This is a genomic window from Nonomuraea mangrovi, from assembly GCF_042681425.1.
In the GTDB taxonomy this organism is placed as follows: Bacteria; Actinomycetota; Actinomycetes; order Streptosporangiales; family Streptosporangiaceae; genus Nonomuraea; species Nonomuraea mangrovi.
The window spans coordinates 1-22,227 of record NZ_JBHUFV010000017.1 but is presented as its reverse complement, the minus strand read 5'-3'; the positions used below and the strand labels follow the sequence as shown (position 1 = coordinate 22,227).

Sequence of the window (22,227 nt, the reverse complement as noted above, 5' to 3'; positions counted from 1 at the left end):
GCATTGTGACCGCCTCGCCGTACCGGTGGAAAACCGTTCGACGGGGAAGGACGGGCGGCGGCAGGATGGGGGCACCACGAACCTCGGGAGGACCAGATGCGGCAGAGCCTCGCGGCAACCCAGCGTCCTGCCCTTCCTACCGAGGTTCCACGCATCCATGACCACCTTGAACATCGGCGTGCTCGCGCACGTCGACGCGGGTAAGACCAGCCTCACCGAACGACTGCTCTTCGATTCCGGCGCCATCCACAGGCTCGGCAGCGTCGACGGTGGAGACACCCAGACCGACACCGGCGCGATCGAGCGCCGCCGCGGCATCACCATCCGCTCGGCCGTCGCCTCCTTCACCATCGGCGACCTGCGGGTCAACCTCATCGACACCCCCGGACACGCCGACTTCGTCGCCGAAGTGGAGCGGGCGCTGGGCGTCCTCGACGGCGCGATCCTGGTCATCTCGGCCGTCGAGGGCGTCCAGGCGCAGACCAGGGTCCTGCTGAGGACGCTGAGGAAGATGCGGCTGCCCACGCTCCTGTTCGTCAACAAGATCGACAGGATGGGCGCGCTCCAGCGCGACATCCTCGCCGGTCTGCCCGCCGTCGCCGTCAACCGGGTGCGGCAGGGCCGTGTCGTGCCCGTCCCCATCGACGCCGAGGCGCTGGCCGATCACGACGACGCGCTGCTGGAGGCGCTCGTCGAGGGCCGGGAGCCGAGTCACGGCGAGCTGCTCGAAGCGCTGGCCGGGCAGACGGCGGCCTGCCAGGTCTATCCGGTCTTCCACGGGTCGGCGATCGGCGGCGACGGCGTCGCGGAGCTCCTGGCCGGCATCCGCGACCTGCTGCCGGTGCCCGCGCCCCGGGACGAGGGACTGAAGGGCACGATCTTCGCGGTGGAGCGCGACCAGGCCGGGCGGAAGGTCGCCTACCTGCGCCTGTTCTCCGGCGAGGTGCGCCCGCGGCAGAAGCTGGACTCGGGCCAGATCACCGCGCTGCGCGTCGTCGGCGCGGCCGAGGAGGCCACGCTGACCCCCGGCAACATCGCCAGGCTCTGGGGCCTGCACAGCGCCAGGGTCGGCGACCTGCTGTCCGACGAGGGAAGCGCGACGCCTACTTTCGCGCCGCCCAGCCTGGAGACCGTCGTGCGGCCAGCCGACCCTGCCGACGCCGCCCGCCTGCACGCGGCCCTGCTGTGGATGGCCGAGCAGGACCCGCTCATCAGCACCCGTGCCGTGCCGGGCGGCGGCTCGTCGGTGCAGCTCTACGGCGAGGTGCAGAAGGAGGTGCTGGCCGAGCGGCTGCGCGACGAGTTCGGCGTCGAGGCCGCCTTCTCCGACAGCACGCCCGTCTACCTCGAAAGGCCGGTCGGCGTCGGCGCCGACCGGTCGGAGATGAGCAGGGACAACGACCACCACTTCCAGGCCACCCTGGGCCTGCGTGTCGAGCCTGGCGACGGCTACACCTTCAGGCGCGAGGTGGAGCTGGGCTCGCTGCCGCACAGCTTCAACCAGGCGATCGAGGACACCGTCAGGGCCACGCTGCGCGAGGGCCTGCACGGCTGGCCAGTGATCGACTGCACGATCACGCTGACCAGGACGGGTTACGCCTCGCCGATCACCACCGCGGCCGATTTCCGCGGCCTGACCGCCATCGTGCTGAGATCGGCCCTGGCTCTGGCCGGCACCAGGGTGTTCGAGCCGTGCCACGCCTTCGAGGTGGAGTTGCCCGCCGAGGCGTTCGGCCAGGTCACCGCCAGGCTGACCGCGCTGGGGGCGGAACTGGCGGACACCTCGCCCACGCTGGTGACGGGGTCGCTGCCCGCCCGCCTGGTGAACGAGGCGAAGCGGCACCTGCCTGGCCTGACGGGCGGCATGGGCGTGTGGTGGTCGAGGCCTTCCGGAGACCGCCCGATATCGGGAAGGGTTCCCCCAACTCGATTTTAGCCTCGCCTTCCCTATCGAATACGCGCAATTCCCTGATCGGGGCCGGTACCTACCGGCCCCGATCGGCTTCCCCATGCCATAAACGCGGAAGCGGTATTTCTACCCCCAACGCACTACCAACGAAATCTTGCCCATCAATCTGCCGTTTGACCTGCACGGCTTCGGAGTTCGTGATCGCCGGGAGGCTACGATCAGAATCTTTGTTAAGGGATTTCTAGCGTATTGCAGAGGCAAATATCAGCACTTCATCAATAGTAGGGACACGATAGGCAAAAGGGCCGCCGGTGAGCTTTAGCCGGATTAGGTCAGGCAATTGGCGCGTGCCCGACTTAGGTGATTAATTCCGGAGACATGATGGCTGTACCTGTTAGGGATAACCGCCCTGCCAGAGAGCGGGCGGGATCGGGCAACCGGAGGTCGAGGCGCTGGACTGCGGTCCAGCCGCTCGGTCTGATCGGCATGGACCTGGCGTGCATGACCTTCACCTCACTGATGGCGGGGCAGGAGGCCGCACGCGTCGCCCTCGCAGGGGTGCTGGTCGTGGCGGCGAACGCGGCAGGCCGCGGCTACGAGCAACGGATCCTGCCCTCGAGCCTCGACGGAGGGTTCTGGCTGGCCGGATCCGGACTCGTCGCGGCGCTCGCCGCCTATTGGGGAAGCGCCTCGCTGACGGTGGTCGTCCTGGCCTGCCTGCTGTTCACCTGCCTGGCCTTCAGTGGCAGATGCGCCTTCCACGCCGCCGTGCGCGGCGCGCGCAGGCGCGGCGCGACCACCGCTGCCGTGATCGTCGGCGCCGGCGGGCACGGGCAGCGCCTCGCTGTCACCCTGCTCGGCCACCCGGAGTACGGCCTGCTGCCGGTCGGCTTCGTCGACGAGGAGGACGAGCACGAGGCGCGGCTGCCGCTCCTCGGCCGGTCCGCCGACCTGCGCGACATCGTCCGGATGCACCGGACGCGCGCGGTGGTCATCACGGGCCAGCAGGACCAGGCCACGGCCCGGACGGCCAGGTCGCTGGGCTGCGATGTCTACCTGGCGCCTGAACCGGGCGACCTGTTCGTCGACTTCGTCCCACTGCGCGAGCACGTCAGGAGCTTCGCGCTCCTGCGCATGCGCCCCGACCCGCAGGACCGCCTGACCTGGCCGCTCAAGCGGGTCCTCGACATCGCCGTCGCGGTGGTGGGATTGGTGATCAGCGCGCCGATCCTGGCCCTGTGCGCGACGGTGGTGCGCTGGGAGATCGGCCCCGGCGTGCTGTTCAGGCAGCGCAGGGTCGGTTACGGCGGCGCACCGATCGAGCTGATCAAGCTGCGCACGCTCAAGCCTGTGGACGCCCACGAGTCGGCCACCCGCTGGAGCATCGCCCACGACCACCGGCTCGGTCCTGCGGGCAAGGCGCTGCGCAGGACCTCGCTCGACGAACTGCCCCAGCTCTGGAACGTGCTGAAGGGCGACATGAGCATCGTCGGCCCGAGACCGGAGCGCCCCTACTTCGTCGACCAGTTCTCCACCACCACGCCGCGCTACGAACTGCGGCACCGGGTGCCCGTGGGGATCACCGGCTGGGCCCAGATCAACGGGCTGCGCGGTGACACCTCGATCGAGGACAGGGCCCGCTTCGACAACCACTACATCGACGACTGGTCGCTCAGAACCGACTTCAAGATCCTGCTCAGGACCGCCTGGTCCCTGCTTCGCCCTGGTGGCAGTTAGGAATGCGCGATCTGCTTCCCTGGACCCTGATCCGCAGGCCGAGCACGCTGGCCGCGCTGACCGTCCTGCTGACCTGCGTCCCGCAGGACCAGGCCGACCAGACCTCGGCCGTCCACGTCACCATGGCCGACGTGGCGTCGGTCGTGCTGATCGCCGCCACGGCGGTCTTCCTCGTGACCGGGCGCGCGTCGCTGCCGCGTCGCGCCGTGGTGGTCGCGCCCTTGGTGATCGCGGCCACCATCGCGACGCTGGCCTCCCCCGACATGGGCACCAGCCTGCCCGGCCACATCAGGTATCTGCAGGTCTTCGTGCTCATCCCGCTGGCCGTCCTGGTGACGCTGCGCGAAAGGATCGACGCGTGGCTGGTGGGCGGCGCGCTGGTCGCAGCCGCCGCGGTACAGGGGGCGGTCGGCTGCTACCAGGTGTTCACGGGAACGGGCGCGTCCTACGGGGGCGAGCGGGTACGGGCCGTCGGCACGTTCGGCGCGCTCGACGTCATGGGCATGGCGACGGTCGTCAGCTTCGGCGCGATCATCCTGCTCGGCACCGGGCTGACCACGCGGGGCCGACCGAGGATCGCCGCCTTCACGGGCGCGGGCCTGCTGGCCGTCCCCCTGGTGCTGTCGCTGAGCCGCGGCACCTGGGTGGCGATGGCGTGCGCCGCGCTGGTCATGCTCGTCATGTACAGCATGCGCACCGCGGCCCGCGTGGTCATGGTGATGTCGGCGGTGGCGGTGCTGCTGGTGCTCGGCCTCGGCGTCGGCTCCGACACGATCGGGCAGCGGCTCGCGTCGATCACCTCCTCGGTCACCGAGCCCGACCGGTCGGTCAGTGACCGCTACGACCTGTGGCAGGCCGCCGAGGGGATGTGGGTGGACCACCCGCTGACCGGCGTGGGCCCGCGCAGGTTCGCCGCGCTGCGCGACAGCTACGCGCCCACGGGACTGTCGTCGGGCAGCGACACCGAAGACCCCGTCAACGGGTACCAGCGCCAGCCGCTGCTGTCGCCGCACAACATGTACCTCCTGGTGCTCAGCGAGCAGGGCGTGGTCGGGCTGGCCGCCTTCGCGTTCCTGTTCGGGGCGCTCGTGCTGTGGTCGGTCATCCGCAGGGGGCTGGTCATCACGGGGCTGCTGACCTGGGTGATCGTCGACTTCGCCTATGCCGACATCGGCGGCGCGCCGACGCTGGTCACAGCCACGGTGCTGGGTGTCGCGCTCTCCTGGTCCGCGGGCGGGTGGTCGTGATGACGACGACGCGCCCACCAGGGCTGAAGGCGGCGAGCCTCACCGCCGTCCTCGTCGGGCTCGGCTTCCTGCTCGGCTTCGGCCGCGACCTGCTGCTCGCAAGGACCTACGGCGCCGACTCCGGCACCGACGCCTTCCTCGTCGCGTGGATGGTGCCGGAGACGGCGGCGCCGCTGCTCATCGAGGGCGCCATGGCCTTCCTGATGGTCCCGCTGTTCAGCAGGGCGGCGGAGCTGGGCGACGACGTCAGGCATCTGGTCTCGGCGACCCTGCCGCACATGGGCGTGGCGCTGACGGCGCTGAGCCTGGTGACGGCGGCGGGCGCGCCTTGGCTGGTCGCCCTCCTGGCTCCTGGCATCGCGGACGCCGAGCTCGCGGTCCGCTGCATGCGGTTCACCGCCGTCACGATCCTGATGTTCGGGCTGGCCGGATACGCGAGCGCGGCGCTGCGCGCCAACCACGTGTTCGGACCACCCGCGACCGTCACCGTGGCCTACAACCTGGGCATCGTCACGTGCGTCTTGTGCTTCCACGATCTCGGCGTGGTCGCCGCGGCGGTGGGCGTGGCGGTCGGCGGGGTGGGCATGGTGCTGGTCCAGATTCCCTCGTTCGTGCGCAGGCTCGGACGGCCCGGCAGGCCCACGTCCACGATGCTGCTGCCGCTCGGGGCGTTCGTCCCCATCGCGGCCTTCACCCTCGAACGCCAGGGACAGGTGTTCGTCGAGCGGTTCGTCGGATCGTCGCTCGCCGAAGGCTCCATCTCGCATCTCAACTACGCGCAGAAGATCGCCCAGGTGCCGATGATGCTGTCGCTGGTCGCCGCCACCGTGAGTTTCCCTCATCTGGTGCGCGCCATCGCGGCGGGCGACGGCGCCGCCGCGTCGCGGAGGCTGACCGACGACCTGCGGGCCGCCGCGACGATCGTGCTGCTGGCAACCGGTGTGCTGGTGGTCTGCGCGCCCGACATCGTGCGGCTGCTGCTGCAGTACGGCGCGTTCACCGACGCCGACACCACCGCCACCGCCCAGATCATGCGGATCTACTCGCTCGGCCTGCTCGGGCAGGCCGTCGTCGGCGTCGTGTGCAGGGTGTTCTTCTGCGGGTCGCGGCCGAGCTGGTACCCGGCCATGGCCATGGTCGCCGGCCTCGGCGCCACGGTCGCGCTGGCCCTGCCGTCGTCGGGTCCCTCGGGGATCGCGGCGGCCAACGCCGCGGGCATCACGCTGACGGCGGTGATCCTGCTGGCGGGGCTGCGCGGCTCCGACATCGGCATGCCGGTGCGCGAGATCGGCGGGCCGGCGGCCCGCCTGCTCCTGGCCGCGGTGGTCGCCACCGCGGCCGGATGGGGCGCACGTTCGCTCCTCGAAGGACTGCCATCGGCGGCGGCCCTCGTGCTCGCCGCGCTCGCGATGGCGGCGGCGTTCTGCGCCGTGACAGCACTCACGGGAACAGGGGATTTCAACAGGATGATCAGGATGCGAGGTCGCTCGTGACCGCCATGCCGCTTGTGCTCATGTATCACTCGGTGACCAAGTACGACAGCGACCCGCTGCTCGTCACCGTCTCACCCGACAGGTTCGCCGCCCAGATGCGCTGGCTGTCGGCGCGCGGGCTGCGCGGGGTCTCGATGCGGGACCTCATCGCCGCGCTGCGATCAGGAACGGCACGCCGCCTGGTCGGTCTCACCTTCGACGACGGCTACACGGACTTCGCCTCCGAGGTCGTCCCCGTCCTGCTCGACCACGGGTTCACGGCCACCGTGTACCCCGTCACGGGCGAGCTCGGCGGCTTCAACGCGTGGGACGCCGACGCCGGCTATCCCCGCAAACCGCTCATGGACGCCGACGACGTGCGCAGGATGGCCGACCTCGGCATGGAGGTCGGCTCGCACTCCGTCGCGCACCGCTCGCTGACCACTCTGGCCGACGAGGAGCTCGCGCACGAACTGGTGGCGAGCAAGGCGGCGCTGGAGGAGATCGTCGGCGGTGAGGTATCCGGCTTCTGCTACCCGTACGGTCACGCCGGCGCCCGCGAGGTGGCCGCCGTCCGCGAAGCGGGCTACCAGTACGCGTGCGCCATCTGGAAGTCCGAGCTCAGCAGCCTGCACGCGCTGCCGCGCACCTACGTCGGCGACCGCGACGGCTCGCTGCGGCTGCACGCCAAGCGGCTGCGACACCGGATGCGGTGGGGGTCGTGAAGGTTCTCCACGTCATCACCGGGCTGGCCGCCGGAGGTGCCGAGCAGCAGTTGCGGGCGCTGCTGCCGTACATGAACGCGCGGTGCGAGGTCGCGGTGCTGACGGGGCTCGGCGTGATGGCGGAGGCCATCAGGAAGGCGGGCGTGCCCGTCCACCAGCTCGACATGCACGGCAACCGCGACGTGCGCGCGGTGGGGCGGCTGGCCAGGCTGATGCGGGCGGGCCGCTACGAGGTGGTGCACGCCCACCTGTACCGCGCCTGCGTCTACGGCAGGCTGGCCGCGCGGCTGGCCAACGTCCCCGCGATCGTGGCGACCGAGCACTCGATCGGGTACGAGCGCATCGAGGGACGGCGCATCACCATGGCGATCAGGCAGCTCTACCTGGCCAGCGAGCTGCTCGGCCACACTACCGTGGCGGTGTCCCGCGCCGTGGCCGACCGGCTGGTCGCGTGGGGGATCCCGCGCTCTCGCATCGTGGTCATCGCCAACGGCATCGACGGCGCCGCGTTCGGCTACGACCCGCGGCTGAGGCAGCGGACCCGCGCCGCGCTGGGCCTGCCGATGGACGCGTTCGTGGTCGGCGGGGTCGGGCGTCTCGAGCATGGCAAGCGCTTCGACCTGCTCATCGAGGCCATGAAGAGCGCGGGGGACGCCGAGGACCCGCGCATGGTCCTGCTGCTGGTCGGCGCGGGATCGCTCAGGCGGCGGCTCGAGGCTCTCGCCCGCGCGATCGGGGTCGAGCGGCGAGTGATCTTCACCGGCGAGTCGGCCGACATGCGGGGCATGCTCTCGGCGATGGACGTGCTGGCCGCGCCCTCGGAGGAGGAGACGTTCGGCCTGGCCGCCGTCGAGGCGCTCGCGGCGGGCCTTCCCGTCCTCTACGGCACCTGCCCCGCCATCGACGACCTGCCCCGTGACGCCGCGCCGGGAGCGCGGCGCGTCACCCAGGGCGAGCTGGGCGCCGAGATCAGGGCGCTGGCCGCGGCGCGGCCCGCCAGGTTGGCGCCTCCTGGAGCCGTCCGGCTCTACGACATCCGACACCAGGTCGACCAACTGGAAGCGCTCTACCGGCGCCTGCTGGGCGCCACAGCGAACAAGGAGTAGCGATGACATGGAAGCAGCTTCGGGTGATGCGGTGGCTGGCGCGGTGGTGGCTGCCGCTGTCGCTGCTGCTCGGGGTGCAGGCGGGTCTCTTCTACTCCCTGGTCAAGGAACCCGTCTACAGCTCCGACACCTTCGTGGTGGTCGTGGCGGACGGGGACATGACCGAGGCGATGCACTACGCCCAGGCCTACAGCAGGATCGCCGTCCAACCCGGCCTCATCGTCGGCGACGAGGAGGCACGAAGGACGCTGAGCGCGTCCGCCTCGCCCGACGCGCCGCTCATCAAGCTCACCGCGCTCGCCCCTACCGCCCGTGAGGCGGCCGACCAGGCCAACCAGGCGGCCGCCGCGCTGATCATCTACGCCAACGGCCACTCGACCGACACCAAGGTGCGCATGACCAGCTTCGCCGCCGCCGCCCTGCCGACCTCGCCCTCGTCGCCCGTCCTGCTGGTCAACGTGACCGTCGGGGCGGCCGCTGCGGTGCTCGTCGCGGGTCTCGTCTACCTGGCCGCGCCGTACATGCTCGCCCGGCCCATGCCGGAGCAGGCCGCCGCGGTGAGCGAGCCGACGAAAACTCCTGCGATGAGCGGGGCGGAGACGTGAGGGGCCCCGCGGGCCCGCGTGTCCTGCACGTGACACAGCCCGTGGACGGCGGCGTGGGCGCCTACGTGGCCGCCGTGGTGGCGGACCAGGTACGGCGCGGCTGGCAGGTGGCGGTCGCGTGCCCGCAGGAGGGCCCGCTGCGTGAACAGCTGGCCGAGCTGGAGGTGCCGTGGCTCGACTGGCCGGTGGAGCGCTCACCCGGCCCGCGCGACGTTGCCGCGATCCGGCGGCTCGGCCGGCTGGTCGCCGCGTTCGGACCGGACGCGGTGCACCTGCACTCGGCCAAGGCGGGACTGGCCGGTAGGGCCGCGATCCGCGGCAGGATACCCACGATCTTCCAGCCGCACGGCTGGTCGTGGCTGGCCGCCCGCGGCCTGGTCGCCAGGGCCGCGCTGGCGTGGGAGCGCCGGGCCGCCCGATGGTCGGACCTGCTCGTGTGCGTGGGCGAGGGCGAGTCGGCGCTCGCCCGGCGCAACGGTGTGCGGGGCGACCTCGTGGTCGTGCGCAACGGTGTCGACCTGCGCCGGTTCCACCCCGCCGACAAGGAGGAGCGGGCCACCGCGCGGGAGCGTCACGGCATTCTCTGGTCGGCTCCGCTGGCCGTGTGCGTCGGCAGGGTCACCCGCCAGAAGGGGCAGGACCTGCTGCTGTCGGCATGGGAGCTGGTCATGGACAGGTGTGAGCAGGCCAGGCTCGCCATCGTGGGCGACGGCGACCTGCTCGACGAGCTCCGCTCGCTGGACACGCCGGGCGCCCAGTTCGTGGGCGCCGTGGACGACGCCCGGTCCTGGTACGCCGCCGCGGACGTGGTGGTCCTGCCCTCCCGCTGGGAGGGGCTGCCGTTGACCGCCCTCGAGGCCATGGCCACGGGGCGGTCACTGGTCGTCTACGACGTTCCCGGCCTGACCGAGGTGGTCGGCGAGGGCGCGGGCGTGGCCGTACCGGCTGAAGACGTTCCCGCGTTGGCCGAGGCGCTGCTGCTCAGGCTCGCGCAGCCCGAGCTCGCGTCCGCCGAGGGGCGGGTCGCCGTGGCCCGCTCCGCGTCCTTCGACATCGCGGTCGCGTTCGACGAGCTCGCCGAGCACGTACTGCGGCTGTCCGGCTCTTCCGCCTTTCTCGGCGCCACCGGCGGGGTGGGCGGCGGCGCCGGCGTCGGCATCGGGACCGCGGCGGCCTCGGCCGCCTGCGCCTGCGCTTCGAGGACGGGCGCCGGCGGCGTCGGCGTGAACGGCGTCGGCGTCAGCGGCGTCGGTGTGAACGGCGTGGGCGTGAACGGCACCGTGTCGAACGGAGGCAGCGTGACCGTCGTGTCCTCCGGCGGGATGAACGGCGCCGGCGTCAGCGCGCCGGACCCGACCGGGCTCGGCGTCCCCGGCTCGGCCGAGGACGGCTCCGGCGTGCCGGAGGCGGTCTCGAGCGGGCTCGGCGTGAGCAGCGTCGACGGCAAGGGGGTCGGCGCCAGCGGCGTCGCCGTCACGGGCGCCGGCTGCTGCAACAGCTTGCGGAACAGCGCCGACGAGCGCGGATTCGACGAACACTGCCAGACGCCATGCGGACAGTAGTCGGAGATCGAGTGATAGACCACGTCGTGCTTGGCGATCCAGTCGAGCATCCTGCGCACGTAGTCGGGGCGGTCTCCGTAGTGGAACAGCCCCCACTCGGGGAACGAGATCGGCTTGCCGTGCGCCTCGGCGAAGTCGGCCTGCGCCTGAAGCCCGTACGGCTGCTCCACGTAGTCGGAGAAGGACTTGCCAGGGGCCAGGTCGTAGCTGTCCATGCCGATGATGTCGACGACGTCGTCGCCCGGGTAGCAACTCGTCCAGGCGATCGCGTCGTGTCCTCGCGTCGGCGCGAAGTCGAAGCGGAACCGCTGTCCCGGCGTCGCTCGCATCGCCGTGACGATGCGCCGCCAGTAGCTCTTCCACGCGTCGGGATCGGGCCTGCACCGGTGGGAGTAGGTGCTGCCGTTCATCTCCCAGCCGAGCACGATGATGGTGTCGGCGGCGTCGGCGTCCACCAGCTTCTGCGCCAGGCGCTCGAAGAACGGGTCGAAGGCGCCGTTCGCGCCCGCGCGGAGCAGCGTGGCCACCTCGTCGTCGGACATCTCGCCCTCGTTCGGGGTGATCATCGGCACGTTCAGCGCCAGGATCCGGCCCGGCTTGGCGGCGCGCCAGCGCGTCCACGGCTCGAGGATGAACCCGGGGCCCTGCAGCGACCCCCAGACCTCCCCCGGCAGATAGGTACGGCCGACCGTCACCTCGGCGCCCAGCCACGACTCGAAGCGGGGCACCTGCTCGGGCCCTCGCTTGTCGGAGGCGAGAAAGACACCGAGCGCGGCGGTCTCGCGCGCGTCCTCGTCACGCAGCGCACCGTTGACCCGCGTGCCCGTGGAAAACCACGCCACAGCCGCCGATCCCGCGAGTATCGCGAAAAGACAGCGAACGTATCCATTTTTGGCGGTCATTACGCACGTCTCCATATGTTGTCTCAGGTCTCACCCTATATACCCAGGTCACCGACATAGCCAATACCAAGCCCGCGAGTTGCAGGGGAATGCCCTAGATGAGGCATTGACTTTTGGAGTGGAACGCAGAAAATGCTTGATTCGACCGTCCCCGCGCTGGTGCTGCGGTTGGACGACAATATCTTTCATCATGGGACACTCGGCGCTATTCGCTCACTCGGCAGAGCCGGTGTGGAAGTGCACGGGCTCATCGAAGGCCGTCACGCGCCCGTCTCCCGGTCGAAATACCTGAGCCGCATGTACACCTGGCCGCGAAGCGGGGGCGTCGTCGAGACGCTGGTCGCGGTGGCCGAGCGGATCGGGCGCAGGGCCGTGCTCGTCGTCATGGACGACGCCGGCGCCATCGCGGTGGCCGAGCACTCGGCCGCGCTGCGCCCCTACTTCCTACTGCCCGACCAGGCGCCGGGGCTGCCCCGCGCGCTCGCCGACAAGGCCAAGCTGGCCGCGCTGTGCACCTCTCTCGGCATCCCACACCCCGAGACCCGGACCGTGACCTGTGAGGACGACGTCTCCTCCGCGGTCGGCGACCTCGGGCTGCCGCTGGTGGCCAAATGGGCCCAGCCGTGGCTGCTCCCCCGCGAGGCCGGCCTGCGCAACACCAGCCTGATCCACGAGCCCGAGCAGGCAGTCGGCCTGCTCGGGCACAAGAACGACTGCGACCTGCTCCTGCAGCGCTTCGTGCCAGGCGGCCCCGGGTCCGACTGGTTCTTCCACGGCTACTACGACCACGCCTCCACCTGCCTGTTCAGCGGAACGGGAAGGAAGGAGCGCTCCTATCCGCCCGGCGCCGGGCTCACCACGTACGGCAGGGCACTGCCCAATCCCGCGATCGAGAACGCGGCCAACACGATGGCTGCCGAGCTGGGCTACCGCGGCGTCCTGGACATCGACTTCCGTTACGACACGGCCGATGACCTGTACTACCTTCTCGACTTCAATCCACGTCTTGGCGCGCAGTTCCGGCTGTTCGGCGACGGTCGCGGCCTCGACCTCGTGCGCGCCATGCACCTGCACCTGTCGGGCAAGCCGTCGGCCGCGGCCCGCGGCCTCTACGGGCGGACCTTCCTGGTCGAGAACTACGACGTCTATCCGGCGTTCCGCTTGGGACGCGAACGGACGTGCACCGGATGGCTGCGCGCCATATACGACGCCGACGAGCTCGCCTGGCTTTCGGCGGACGATTTCTGGCCCTTCGTGGCAATGGCTAGACAGTCGATAAGGCGTGGCTTTACTCGCCTGGCGAGGGGCCGGAAATAGGCTTTTGTGTGCCTACGAACAGGAGGGGAAGATTTGCAGACGCCGGTGCTAGACGTGGCAATTGTGGGCGCGGGTCCCTATGGCCTTTCGGTGGCCGCCCACGCCCTCGCGGCCGGACTCGAAGCGCGCGTTTTCGGGCGACCCATGCAAGCATGGGAATGGCATATGCCACGCGGGATGCTGCTGAAATCCGAACCGGACGCCTCTCATCTGGGCGATCCCGACAAGCGGTACGGCCTCGACGCCTTCCGCCGCTACTCCTATGGCGAGCCCATTCCCGTGGAAACGTTCGTCGCCTACGGCAAATGGTTCCACGCGCAGGCTGTCAGAGACGCGCTCGACGAGTCGACGGTGACCGAGGTAGGCACAGAAGGCGGGCTGTTCACCGTCACGCTCTCGTCAGGGGCGTGCGTGCTGGCCAGGACCGTCGTGCTGGCGCTGGGCTTCCTGCCGTTCGCGCACAGGCCGAGCGCTCTGGCCGAACTGCCGCCCGAGGTGTCATCACACAGCTCCGACCACCACGACCTGTCGGCCTTCGCAGGCCGGCACGTGGCCGTCGTCGGCGCGGGCCAGTCCGCGCTGGAGACGGCGACGCTGCTCGTGGAAGCGGGCGCCAAACCGCGCATCATCGCCAGGACCAAGGCGCTGGCCTGGAACGAAACGCCCAACGACCAGCGCTCGGTCCTGGCCCGCACGCTGGCACCCCGTTCGGGGCTCGGCGCTGGGTGGCGGTCTCTGGTGTACGCCGAGATGCCGGGCGTCGTCAGGTACCTGCCGAAGGCGACCCGCAGCCACATCGTGCGCACCACGCTGGGCCCTGCGGGCTCGTGGTGGCTCAAGGAGCGCTTCGACGGCGCGGTTCCCGTGACGTTGGGCGCGCGGCTGGAGGGCGCGGACCACCGCGGCGCCGTACGGCTGCACCTGACCACCGGTAGGGGCAAGGTCGAAACGCTCGAGACCGAGCACGTGATCGCCGCGACCGGCTACCAGGTGGACGTGGGCCGGATCGACATCCTCGACCCGACGCTGCGGCGCGGCATCCGGTCATTGGGTCCGACGCCGCGGCTGTCGAGGACCTTCGAGACCCCGCTGACGGGGCTGTATCTCGTCGGACTCGCGGCGGCCGCCTCGTTCGGCCCCGCCATGCGGTTCGTCCACGGCTGCGACTTCGCCGCGAGAAGGGTCACCCGTGGCCTCGTAGGCCAGGTCCGCAAAGCAGTTTGATCTTGTACCAAGTCCCGACTGGAAGAACAAGGGAGCGAAATTGGGTGTGCGTGTATTCCTCGCCGGTGTGACAGCCGCACTCGTCGGGGCCGCGGGAATCGTTCCCTTCGCCTACGCAGGCGAACGACCGATCTCCTTCACGAACTCGCCGACCGAAGCCGCGGGCGACACCCCGTCAGGAGTGACGGTCGCCATCACCAAGACGATGCTCAACGGGTCGCGGGTGGGCTCGGCCAGGGTGTCGCCCACCGATCCTCAGGCTCCGGCCGACGAGTACCTCATCCCCGCCAACGCCAAGGCGGACGCGGGCATCGTCGACCGCTACGAGGACTTCAAGGTCGACGTCAACGGATGGGCTGACGTCGCCGAACTGACGTTCACCTTCTCCAGGCCTGTACGCGACCCGCGCCTGCACGTGTTCGGCACGGGAGGCGTGACCGAGGGCCCCGAAGGCAGGCGCGACGACTACTGGCCGGGAGTGGACCTGGTCCGGGGAACTCCCACCATGCCCACCTTCACCAACGCGGCGGGCTTTCCCGGCTTCACGGTCACGGACACCTCGATCGTGCCCGACCGTGTCTACAGGGTCGCCTCCACCACCTGCGGCGTCGTGTACACCTGCGGCACCGTCCAGGTGAACGGCACGATCACCTCGTTCACCATCAGGCTGCGCGCCCGCAACGTGCGCACGATGGGCGACGCGGGCGTCCCCCACCTGTGGGGCGCCTTCAAGCTGTCGCTGTACGAGGACGACTCCGACGCGCCAGCCTCGTACGGCGCCGCCTCGCACGCCATCACCGACACCTTCATCGGTGAGGACGTGACGGCCGACAACATCAACACGCTGAGTTTCGTGCCGCGAGGGCTGCGGCAGAACACCGACACCGACGACGGGTTGAAGCCCGAGGACATCCAGCGCCTGCCGGACGGCGCCACCTCGTACTCGCTGGAGGTTCCCGTGCGCTCCGGTTCGGGTGCCGACCTGGCGGGGTGGATCGACTTCGACCGCGACGGCAGGTTCGAGGCGTCCGAGCGGACCGACGCCAACGTCGACGCGGGCGCCGGCAAGCATACGCTGACCTGGAACGTTCCCGAGGCGGTCGGGCAGGGAAGCACATGGATGCGGCTCCGCATCGCCGCCACGTCCGGCGGAGTGGCGGATTCGACGGGATGGGCCGACAGCGGCGAGGTGGAGGACTACCAGCTCGCGCTCCCGAGGCGCGAGGCCATCACCCCGACGACCGAGTCGTCCGAGGCCGAGCCGCCGGTGATCGCGCCGCCGGTGGTCAACCCGCCGAGGGTGGTTTCGGCCAGGGTGGTCCCGTCGAAGGCGAACAGGCCGAGGCGGGAGCAGCCCAGGACGGACCGGCCCAGGTACGAGGGCAGGCACAGGTTCGAGGGCAGGCACAGGTTCGAGGGCAGGCCCGGGTACGAAGGCAGGCCCAGGGCTGAGCGGCGCAGGCACGAGGCCCATCGGCACGAGGGCCATCGGCCGGGGTCCGGCCGGCCCCACGCCGACTGGCCGACGCCGAACCGGGCCGCGTTCGAAAGGATGAGGCACGACCGTGCCGAGGCCAGGCGAGCGCGTTCCGAGGCCGACGCCAGGCGCCACCGGGGCGACACCGGGGCCAGGGACGACAGACGCGGTTCCAGGCGCGACAGGGCCTCGGCCCTCGCCGCCGCCAGGCGTGAGCGGGCCGAGGCCACGCGCGCACGGATCAGGGACATGCGCGAGCGGGCCGCTGACGAGGCCGCCAAGGCCGAGGTCACGCCCGAGCAGAGCATGCCCCAGCCTTCCTGGGAGTCGACCGAGCTCAAACCGCTGACCGCGGTGGAGTACGGGTGGCATGTCGCCACCGGGGAGCGCCCCGACTTCTGATCGCCTGAAGGTTCCGAGCGAGGCCCGCATCTCTGATGCGGGCCTCGTTCGCGTCTCCCCGCCGGTATCCACCGCCGTCCTGACGCCCCGGTACAGGCCTTCCGTCACGGCGGACCGGTGAAGGGAAGGCCTTTTGTCACGGCGGCTGCTGATGGTTTCCCGTCACGGCTGGCTGTTGAGGAAGGTGAGCACCGCCAGGACCCGGCGATGTCCTCCGTCTGCCACCGGCAGGCCGAGCTTGGCGAAGATGTTGCCGATGTGCTTGTGCACGGCGTTGTCCGTGATGAACAGCCGCTTGCCGATCTCGGTGTTGCCGAGCCCCTCCGCCATCAGCGCGAGCACCTCCCGCTCGCGGTTGGTGATCGCGTCGAGGGCGTTCTTGCCGGTGCCCGCCATGAGCTGGGCGATGACCTCGGGGTCCATGACGGTGCCGCCGGCGGCGACCCTGCGCAGGCCGTCGACGAACTCGCCGACCCTGCTCACCCTGTCCTTCAGCAGGTAGCCGACGCCGCCCTTGCCGTCTGACAGGAGCTCGCGGGCGTACACCTTCTCGACGTACTGCGACAGCACGAGAACCGGCATGCCGGGGTGTGCCTGACGGACCTCCAGCGCGGCCCTGATCCCCTCGTCGCGGAAGGAGGGCGGCAGCCGTACGTCGGCGATCACGGCGTCGGGTTCGTGCTGTTCGACGGCTTCCATCAGGGCGGGGCCGTCGACGACGACGGCGGCCACCTCGATGCCCTTGGTGCCGAGAAGCAGCTCGAGACCAGCCGAGAGCAGCACGTTGTCCTCTGCGATCACGACGCGCATGGCAGCTCCACCGTGATCGCGGTCGGCCCGCCTGCGGGGCTCTGGACGAGCACGGTGCCGTCGAGCGCGGCGGCCCTGCGCCGGATGCCGACCACGCCGGTGCCGCGGCCCTCGTCCACCCCGCCGATCCCGTCGTCGGTGACCTCGACGAGGAGCCTGCCGCCCTGCCTGCTCAGCCGTACCGTCGCGCGGGTCGCGCCGCTGTGCTTGGCGGCGTTGGTGAGAGCCTCGGCCACGATGAAGTAGGCGGCCGCCTCGACGGCCGCGGGCAGCCTGCCGAGCTCGCCGAGCTCCGCCTCGGTGGGGACGCCCGCGCGCGCGGCCACCGCCGCGATCGCGCCTTCGAGTCCGCGGTCGGCGAGGATCGGCGGATACATCGTGCGGATCACGTCGCGCAGTTCGACCATGGCCTCCTCGGTCCCCTCGTGGGCCTCCTTCAGGAGGGTGGCGAGTGTTCCCGCGTCGTCGTCGAGCGCCTCCCGCGCGACACCCAGCCGCATCGCGATGGACACCAGCCTGGCCTGGGTGCCGTCGTGCAGGTCCCGCTCGATACGGCGGAGCTCGGCGCCGTGGGCGTCGAGCACGCCCGCCCTGCTCTCGGTCAGCTCGTCGACGCGCTCGGTGAGCTGGTCCTCCACCGAGGGCTCCAGCGCCTTCATGCAGTGGCGCGCGTGGAAGCGCGACATGCGCGGCAGCGTCCACCATCCCAGCGCCCCCAGCAGGAGGAGCTGCACGCCGCCCATGGTGAGCGCGGTGTCCCAGCTTCGCACCGGCGTGCCCACCAGCACCCGCATCGGGTCGCCCTCGGGGTACAGCCACCACAGAGGGACGCTGACCAGCGTGGTGACCGGCCCCACGACGCAGATCAGCGCGAGCAGCCCGGCGGACAGGCCGATCGCGACGTGCTGGAGCGTCCACAGCACGTCACGCCTGCTCTCGCGGTCGAGCGCCTGCTTCCACTGCGCGCGCAACCCCTTGGGAAGGCTGGTCCTTCGCGGCGGCAGCGGCACGCCCAGCAGCGCGGCGGCCCGGCTCCGGTGCCACTCGGCCCACCAGCGCAGGCCCATCATCATCGGAGGGAACACCACGAGTCCGAGCCCGCCGAACGCCGTGGTCATGACGCCGACGGCCAGCAGCGGCAGGACGAGCATGGTCGCCACCGCCGACGGGAGGCCGATCAGGAGGTACAGTCCCCCTCGCCACATTTGTCTGGTTCGCTCGCGCATGCTGTCCAGTTTGGATGACGCCGGGACCCTCGCGCACTACAGCGGACTGCACCCCTCAGGGCGCGGCCGGGGAGGCCCGCGCCTATCGGGCCTCAGCCCGCCTCGTCCCGCACGGCTCCGGCGAGGATCGCGTCGAGCAAGCCCGGATAGCGGGCGTCGAGGTCGTCCCTGCGCAGTGTGAGGAGGTTCTCCCGGCCTGACGAACGCGGCTGGGGCGATCCGCTGGTCATCGGCGCCTCCTGCTGCAGAGCGTGCACGGCTACAGCGCCCTGCAGACCGGCCTCGCCTTCCTGGTCCCCTCCCTCGCCATCGCCACCGGCACCCAGCTCGGCGAACGCCTCGCGACCAGGATCGGCAACCGCGGCATGCTGGTGATCGGCTTCGTCGTCGGTGCGGCGGGCACGGCGGCCATGGCGTTCGGCTTCGACGCTGGCGCGGGTTACGGCCTGCTGCTACCAGGACTCGTCGTCTCCGGCGTCGGGCAGGGCATCGTGTGGACCTCCATGTGGATCGCCGCCGCCACCGGCACCGCCGCCGACGAGCAGGGCGTCGCCAACGGCATGGCCTCCACCGCCCTCAACAAAGGTCACCTCGCCGCCCGCTGACGGCCCGCGCCACGCAGGAGGGCCACACAGCCGCCCTACGGCCCACGCCACGCAGGAGGGTCACCTCGCCCCCCGCTGACCGCCCGCGCCACGCAGGAGGGCCACACCGCCGCTCTACGGCCCACGCCACGCAGGAGGGTCACCTCTTCGTGACCAGGTTGTCGAAGGCGCGGTCGGGCAGGAGCCTGTTGAGCCACAGGACGGTCCTGGCCAGGTGGCCGACCGGATGGCGGGGCCTGGGGTGGGCGGACTCGACGACCTTCCTGATGGCCGTCGCCACCACGGCGGGATCCGAGCCCCCTGTCGAGCTCTCCGCCCGCTCCGCCATCGCCTGCGCGAGGTCGCGGTAGGCGCCGCGCCCCGAGATCTCGCGGATGTCCTGCTCGAACTCCGTCTTGATGAGGCCGGGCTGGATGAGCACCACGTTGACGCCGAACGCCTTGACCTCCTGGCGGAGCGAGTCCGTGAGCGCCTCGAGCGCGTGCTTGGAGGCGTGGTACCAGCCACCGAGCGGCAGGGCGATCTCGCCGGCGATCGACGAGACGTTGACGATCGAGCCTGATCCCCGCTCCCTCATGTGCGGCAGCACCAGCCGGGTCAGGTGCGCCACCCCGAACAGGTTGACCTCGAACAGGTGGCGCGCCTGGTCGAGCGGGACGTCCTCGACGGCTCCGTACAGCCCGATCCCCGCGTTGTTGACGAGGACGTCGATGCGACCCTGCTCGTCCAGGACCGTGCGGACGGCGTGCTCGACATCGGCCGGGTTCGTGACGTCCATGGCGAGGGCGTGGCCGCCGGGCACCTGGCGAACGCGGCGTGCCGCGCCGTACACGGTGTGGCCGGCGCGCACGAGCTCCAGCGCGGTGGCGTGGCCGATCCCCGACGAGGCTCCGGTGATGAGGCAGATCTTCGCGGTCATAGATTTACAATACAGCACTGATCTGTATTGTATCCAGCCGGTCCGAAGCTCCTCGCCGGGTCTCCACCGCCGTCGGATCCGCCACGTGAGTGCCGGCGACCAGCCGTGAGAGGACCCCCGCCACCACGTCGACATCCCCGTACCGGCCGGGCTCGCTTCGTCGTCCGGCGCTTACACCTGTACTTGGACAAAGGACTGGAAGGCATTGCCGCAGGCGCTTGCCCTGCCGTCTCAGGTGCCGCAAGCTCGGCCACACCTGGGTCCGAGCCGCTCACCACCAGGCGCCGGCGACACGTGTCCGGGCTAGCCGGGCATTGATGCCAATCGGACACTAAAGGGCCATACCTACAGGCCAAAGAGGCCTGATCGCACTTGTACACACGGCAAACAGACCTCCCGAACACTGTCGACACAGGTTTCCCTCTTAGGCGGTGAATCAATGAATTGCCTGAGAAAGGCGGGAACCATGTGGTTGATACGACTCTTGGTAGTGATGTCGGCCCTGACAATGACTGCGGCTGAGCCCGCGGTCCCGGCATCGTTTTCGCGCCCCGGAGACGTCCAACCCGTCGGCCCCCGTGGCCAATGGACGCTCACGTTCCGGGACGAGTTCAATGGATCGGAGGTCGACGGGTCGAAGTGGCAGTACCGCTCGACGGCCGAGTCCGACTGGTCCGACGAGCCCTTCGGCACCGGCAATCCGGACAGTAAGCAGCTGGAGTTCGACCAGCCCCGCAACTGCTCCGTGGCCGGCGGGGCCCTGACCATCACAGCCGAGCCCGACAACATCCGGTCCCAGTCAGGACACTGGTACGGGTGGTCCAGCTGCCTGATCACCTCCACCGGGCAGGAGGGCTACACCTTCCGGCACGGGTACGTCGAGATCAGAGCGACGCTTCCGTCACCTCGGGGATTCTGGCCGTCGTTCTGGACGTGGCATGCGCACGGTTACGGGGACCGGGCCGAGACGGACATCTTCGAGTACTTCTCCGACAACCACCGGAACCTGTATCTCTCCTGGCACTGGGACAACGACGACACGTGCATCCACCAGCCCAACTTCGATCCGAGCGAGGGCATGCACGTCTACGGGGCCGACTTCCGCGAGTCGGGGACGGACTTCTACATCGACGGGACCAGGGTGTGCCACGCGGACGGCCCGCCTCCGGGGGCGGTCAACCTGATGGTGAGCAACTTCGTGTACTCCGAGGTGCCTCCAGAGCAGGGGTCGGCGGGGCACATGGTGGTGGACTACGTCCGCGCATGGCAGAGGTAGGAGCGTTCCGTCAGGACCGCGCCTCGTCCTCCGTGACGAGGCGCGGTCCTGGCGGCCCTGCATCTCCAGGGTGCTTCGAGCTCCGGCGGCGGCGCCTCGGTCGCGTGGTCCTGGGCAAGTGCCCCGAGGGTCACCGACCTGCCCCTCGGCCGGCATCTCGCGCAGCGATCACGCCTGTCCCACCAGGGCAAGCGCGCACCGAGCAGTGACGGCCCGGTGGGCGGGCTGCGAGAATGGCACCATCCCCCGATGCGGCAGGACGGCCGGCGAAAGGGGCCACACGTGCGTGTCTCTCTGATCCAGCTCCTGGTCTCGGACACCGAATCCGCCGACGAGCGCCGCGCACGCGCCGCCGCCCTGGTCCGCGGCCGGGCCGGCGACGACCTCGTGGTGCTGCCCGAACTCTGGACGACCGGCGCCTGGGCGTACGACGACTGGCAGGCGGGCGCCGAACCCGTCGACGGCCCGACGGCGCGGGCCATGTCGGCGGCGGCCAGGTCCGCGGCCGTGTGGCTGCACGCGGGGACCGTGGTGGAGCGCGGCGACGACGGTTCGCTCTACAACACCGCGCTGCTCTTCGACAGGTCCGGCGCGCTGCGCCGTACGTACCGCAAGATCCACCGCTACGGTTTCGACACCGGAGAGGCCGTCTGGATGGCCGCGGGGCGAGAGGTCGTGACGATCGGCACCGAGCTCGGCAGGCTCGGCTTCGCCACCTGCTACGACCTGCGGTTCCCCGAGCTGTTCCGCGCGCTGGTCGATGCCGGGACGGAGATCCTGGTCGTGCCCGCCGCGTGGCCGGCCCGGCGCCGCGAGCAGTGGCGGATCCTCGTGCGCGCCCGCGCGGTCGAGGAGCAGGCCGTCGTCCTGGCGTGCTGCGCCTCGGGCAGCCACGGCGGCATGGAGCAGGCGGGCGGCAGCATGGCGGTCGACCCATGGGGCACGGTGCTCGCCGAGGCGGGAGCGGGCGAGGAAGTCCTCACGGCCGAGATCGACATGGACGTGGTCGCGGCGATCCGGGCGGAGCTCCCGGTCCTTCAGGACAGGGTGCTTTCCATCCCTGCGCCCGAGAACGCCCGGAGCGCATCCGCCCCGTGAGGCATCGGCACGCCTCACACGTGCCCGTTCTCGCCCTCCTCGCCGTCATGGAACCGGAACGCCGCGGCGTCATGGCGCGCTGGACCCGGACGCGGCTCGTCACGCGGGCCGCTGCTCGCGCGCACGCCGTCGCCCCGCGCTGCGAGGCCGCCGACCTGCGCTGAGCTCCGCGAACGGCAGGCGCCCTGCCATGCGCTCACCCATGACGCCGCGTCCCGCCCGCGCCTGCGCCTGCGCCTGCGCCTGCGCCTCGAAACGCTAGCCTCCCTCCATGAACAGGACATCGAGTGCGGCCATGCTCGGCATCGCCTTCGGGGCGGGTACCTCGCTGGTCAACGCGTTGTCCTCGCCGTACTCCCTGCTGGGCGCGCCGCTCGACGGCACGCTGTGGGGCGGCGCGGCCAAGGTGCTCAGCCTGCTCGTGGACAGCGGCTGGGCCTGGGCGGCGCTCGCGGTCGGCGTGGGCTGGCTGGTGAGCGTGGACTGGCCGACCGGCGCAGCCAGGCCGGCTGGCGTGGGCAGAGCGGCCGGCGCGGGCAGGCCGACCGGCGCGGGCAGGCCGGCCGGCGCGGGCAGGCCGACCGGCGCGGGCAGGCCGGCCGGCGCGG

Annotated in this window: 19 protein-coding genes and 3 pseudogenes; 17 read left to right on the top strand and 5 right to left on the bottom strand. The window is 70.8% G+C overall.

Annotated elements, in window-relative coordinates; all coding sequences use genetic code 11:
• Nucleotides 1-157 precede the first annotated feature (157 nt).
• The 8 genes and pseudogenes from ACFSKW_RS11695 to ACFSKW_RS11660 all read left to right on the top strand — a co-directional run.
• Nucleotides 158-1,921, top strand: a pseudogene (locus tag ACFSKW_RS11695) (GTP-binding protein); the annotation flags it as partial.
• Between the two features lie 489 nt (nucleotides 1,922-2,410).
• Nucleotides 2,411-3,646, top strand: a complete 1,236-nt coding sequence (locus tag ACFSKW_RS11690) for a sugar transferase (protein ID WP_379572145.1) — start codon at nucleotides 2,411-2,413, stop codon at nucleotides 3,644-3,646.
• 2 nt (nucleotides 3,647-3,648) lie between these two features.
• The gene (locus ACFSKW_RS11685; RefSeq protein ID WP_379572143.1) at nucleotides 3,649-4,893 is read left to right on the top strand and encodes an O-antigen ligase family protein; all 1,245 of its coding nucleotides are present in this window, start codon (nucleotides 3,649-3,651) and stop codon (nucleotides 4,891-4,893) included.
• A complete protein-coding gene (gene murJ, locus ACFSKW_RS11680) occupies nucleotides 4,893-6,386 on the top strand; it encodes a murein biosynthesis integral membrane protein MurJ (protein WP_379572141.1) in 1,494 nt (497 codons plus the stop codon). Before ACFSKW_RS11685 ends, murJ begins: the two co-directional genes overlap by 1 nt.
• Nucleotides 6,387-6,391: 5 nt before the next feature.
• Nucleotides 6,392-7,090 (top strand): polysaccharide deacetylase family protein, encoded by a 699-nt coding sequence (locus ACFSKW_RS11675; RefSeq protein WP_379572139.1) that lies wholly within the window; start codon nucleotides 6,392-6,394, stop codon nucleotides 7,088-7,090.
• Nucleotides 7,087-8,196 carry a glycosyltransferase gene (locus tag ACFSKW_RS11670; RefSeq protein ID WP_379572137.1) on the top strand — a complete coding sequence of 370 codons (1,110 nt, stop codon included), beginning with the start codon at nucleotides 7,087-7,089 and terminating at the stop codon, nucleotides 8,194-8,196. Before ACFSKW_RS11675 ends, ACFSKW_RS11670 begins: the two co-directional genes overlap by 4 nt.
• A 2-nt stretch (nucleotides 8,197-8,198) precedes the next feature.
• Nucleotides 8,199-8,801: a YveK family protein gene (locus tag ACFSKW_RS11665; RefSeq protein ID WP_379572135.1), complete on the top strand. Its 603-nt coding sequence runs from the start codon at nucleotides 8,199-8,201 to the stop codon at nucleotides 8,799-8,801.
• Nucleotides 8,802-8,830: 29 nt separating this feature from the next.
• Nucleotides 8,831-10,363 (top strand): glycosyltransferase, encoded by a 1,533-nt coding sequence (locus ACFSKW_RS11660; RefSeq protein ID WP_379572133.1) that lies wholly within the window; start codon nucleotides 8,831-8,833, stop codon nucleotides 10,361-10,363.
• Between the two features lie 176 nt (nucleotides 10,364-10,539).
• Here the strand turns inward: ACFSKW_RS11660 and ACFSKW_RS11655 are convergent.
• Nucleotides 10,540-10,773: pseudogene (locus ACFSKW_RS11655) on the bottom strand (glycosyl hydrolase); the annotation flags it as partial.
• On the opposite strand from ACFSKW_RS11655, the gene ACFSKW_RS11650 reads away from it, so the two are divergent.
• The 4 genes from ACFSKW_RS11650 to ACFSKW_RS11635 all read left to right on the top strand — a co-directional run bounded on the left by ACFSKW_RS11650 (nucleotide 10,760) and on the right by ACFSKW_RS11635 (nucleotide 15,685).
• Nucleotides 10,760-11,041 (top strand): hypothetical protein, encoded by a 282-nt coding sequence (locus tag ACFSKW_RS11650; protein ID WP_379572131.1) that lies wholly within the window; start codon nucleotides 10,760-10,762, stop codon nucleotides 11,039-11,041. The pseudogene ACFSKW_RS11655 and the gene ACFSKW_RS11650 sit on opposite strands and share 14 nt — an antisense overlap.
• Before the next feature lie 455 nt (nucleotides 11,042-11,496).
• Nucleotides 11,497-12,582, top strand: coding sequence for a carboxylate--amine ligase (locus ACFSKW_RS11645; RefSeq protein WP_379572129.1), 1,086 nt, complete (start codon nucleotides 11,497-11,499; stop codon nucleotides 12,580-12,582).
• Between the two features lie 6 nt (nucleotides 12,583-12,588).
• Nucleotides 12,589-13,806 (top strand): NAD(P)-binding domain-containing protein, encoded by a 1,218-nt coding sequence (locus ACFSKW_RS11640; protein WP_379572127.1) that lies wholly within the window; start codon nucleotides 12,589-12,591, stop codon nucleotides 13,804-13,806.
• Between the two features lie 46 nt (nucleotides 13,807-13,852).
• Nucleotides 13,853-15,685, top strand: coding sequence for a GEVED domain-containing protein (locus ACFSKW_RS11635; RefSeq protein WP_379572257.1), 1,833 nt, complete (start codon nucleotides 13,853-13,855; stop codon nucleotides 15,683-15,685).
• Between the two features lie 162 nt (nucleotides 15,686-15,847).
• Here the strand turns inward: ACFSKW_RS11635 and ACFSKW_RS11630 are convergent, their stop codons facing one another.
• From ACFSKW_RS11630 to ACFSKW_RS11620, 3 genes are all read right to left on the bottom strand, one after another.
• Nucleotides 15,848-16,495, bottom strand: coding sequence for a response regulator (locus ACFSKW_RS11630; protein ID WP_379572125.1), 648 nt, complete (start codon nucleotides 16,493-16,495; stop codon nucleotides 15,848-15,850).
• Nucleotides 16,483-17,721, bottom strand: coding sequence for a sensor histidine kinase (locus ACFSKW_RS11625; protein WP_379572123.1), 1,239 nt, complete (start codon nucleotides 17,719-17,721; stop codon nucleotides 16,483-16,485). Before ACFSKW_RS11625 ends, ACFSKW_RS11630 begins: the two co-directional genes overlap by 13 nt.
• Nucleotides 17,722-17,813: 92 nt before the next feature.
• Nucleotides 17,814-17,951 carry a hypothetical protein gene (locus ACFSKW_RS11620; protein WP_379572121.1) on the bottom strand — a complete coding sequence of 46 codons (138 nt, stop codon included), beginning with the start codon at nucleotides 17,949-17,951 and terminating at the stop codon, nucleotides 17,814-17,816.
• Nucleotides 17,952-17,972: 21 nt separating this feature from the next.
• Here ACFSKW_RS11620 and ACFSKW_RS11615 point away from each other — a divergent pair, with 21 nt between their 5' ends.
• Nucleotides 17,973-18,326 (top strand): MFS transporter, encoded by a 354-nt coding sequence (locus ACFSKW_RS11615; protein WP_379572119.1) that lies wholly within the window; start codon nucleotides 17,973-17,975, stop codon nucleotides 18,324-18,326.
• A gap of 139 nt (nucleotides 18,327-18,465) precedes the next feature.
• Here ACFSKW_RS11615 and ACFSKW_RS11610 read toward each other — a convergent pair whose 3' ends face one another.
• Nucleotides 18,466-19,245, bottom strand: coding sequence for an oxidoreductase (locus ACFSKW_RS11610; protein WP_379572117.1), 780 nt, complete (start codon nucleotides 19,243-19,245; stop codon nucleotides 18,466-18,468).
• Nucleotides 19,246-19,753: 508 nt separating this feature from the next.
• Between ACFSKW_RS11610 and ACFSKW_RS11605 the strand changes: the two genes are divergently transcribed.
• From ACFSKW_RS11605 to ACFSKW_RS11590, 4 genes and pseudogenes are all read left to right on the top strand, one after another.
• Nucleotides 19,754-20,521, top strand: coding sequence for a glycoside hydrolase family 16 protein (locus ACFSKW_RS11605; protein WP_379572115.1), 768 nt, complete (start codon nucleotides 19,754-19,756; stop codon nucleotides 20,519-20,521).
• 282 nt (nucleotides 20,522-20,803) lie between these two features.
• Complete coding sequence (locus tag ACFSKW_RS11600; RefSeq protein WP_379572113.1) at nucleotides 20,804-21,619, top strand: nitrilase-related carbon-nitrogen hydrolase; 816 nt, start codon at nucleotides 20,804-20,806, stop codon at nucleotides 21,617-21,619.
• Nucleotides 21,620-21,639: 20 nt separating this feature from the next.
• Complete coding sequence (locus ACFSKW_RS11595) at nucleotides 21,640-21,783, top strand: hypothetical protein (protein ID WP_379572111.1); 144 nt, start codon at nucleotides 21,640-21,642, stop codon at nucleotides 21,781-21,783.
• 107 nt (nucleotides 21,784-21,890) lie between these two features.
• Nucleotides 21,891-22,227, top strand: a pseudogene (locus ACFSKW_RS11590) (hypothetical protein); the annotation flags it as partial.

Coding starts and splice junctions, on each gene's coding strand:
- ACFSKW_RS11690 (WP_379572145.1), top strand. CDS start 2,411: ATGACCTTCACCTCACTGATGGCGGGGCAGGAGGCCGCACGCGTCGCC.
- ACFSKW_RS11685 (WP_379572143.1), top strand. CDS start 3,649: ATGCGCGATCTGCTTCCCTGGACCCTGATCCGCAGGCCGAGCACGCTG.
- murJ (WP_379572141.1), top strand. CDS start 4,893: ATGACGACGACGCGCCCACCAGGGCTGAAGGCGGCGAGCCTCACCGCC.
- ACFSKW_RS11675 (WP_379572139.1), top strand. CDS start 6,392: ATGCCGCTTGTGCTCATGTATCACTCGGTGACCAAGTACGACAGCGAC.
- ACFSKW_RS11665 (WP_379572135.1), top strand. CDS start 8,199: ATGACATGGAAGCAGCTTCGGGTGATGCGGTGGCTGGCGCGGTGGTGG.
- ACFSKW_RS11630 (WP_379572125.1), bottom strand. CDS start 16,495: ATGCGCGTCGTGATCGCAGAGGACAACGTGCTGCTCTCGGCTGGTCTC.
- ACFSKW_RS11625 (WP_379572123.1), bottom strand. CDS start 17,721: ATGCGCGAGCGAACCAGACAAATGTGGCGAGGGGGACTGTACCTCCTG.
- ACFSKW_RS11620 (WP_379572121.1), bottom strand. CDS start 17,951: ATGACCAGCGGATCGCCCCAGCCGCGTTCGTCAGGCCGGGAGAACCTC.
- ACFSKW_RS11610 (WP_379572117.1), bottom strand. CDS start 19,245: ATGACCGCGAAGATCTGCCTCATCACCGGAGCCTCGTCGGGGATCGGC.
- ACFSKW_RS11605 (WP_379572115.1), top strand. CDS start 19,754: ATGACTGCGGCTGAGCCCGCGGTCCCGGCATCGTTTTCGCGCCCCGGA.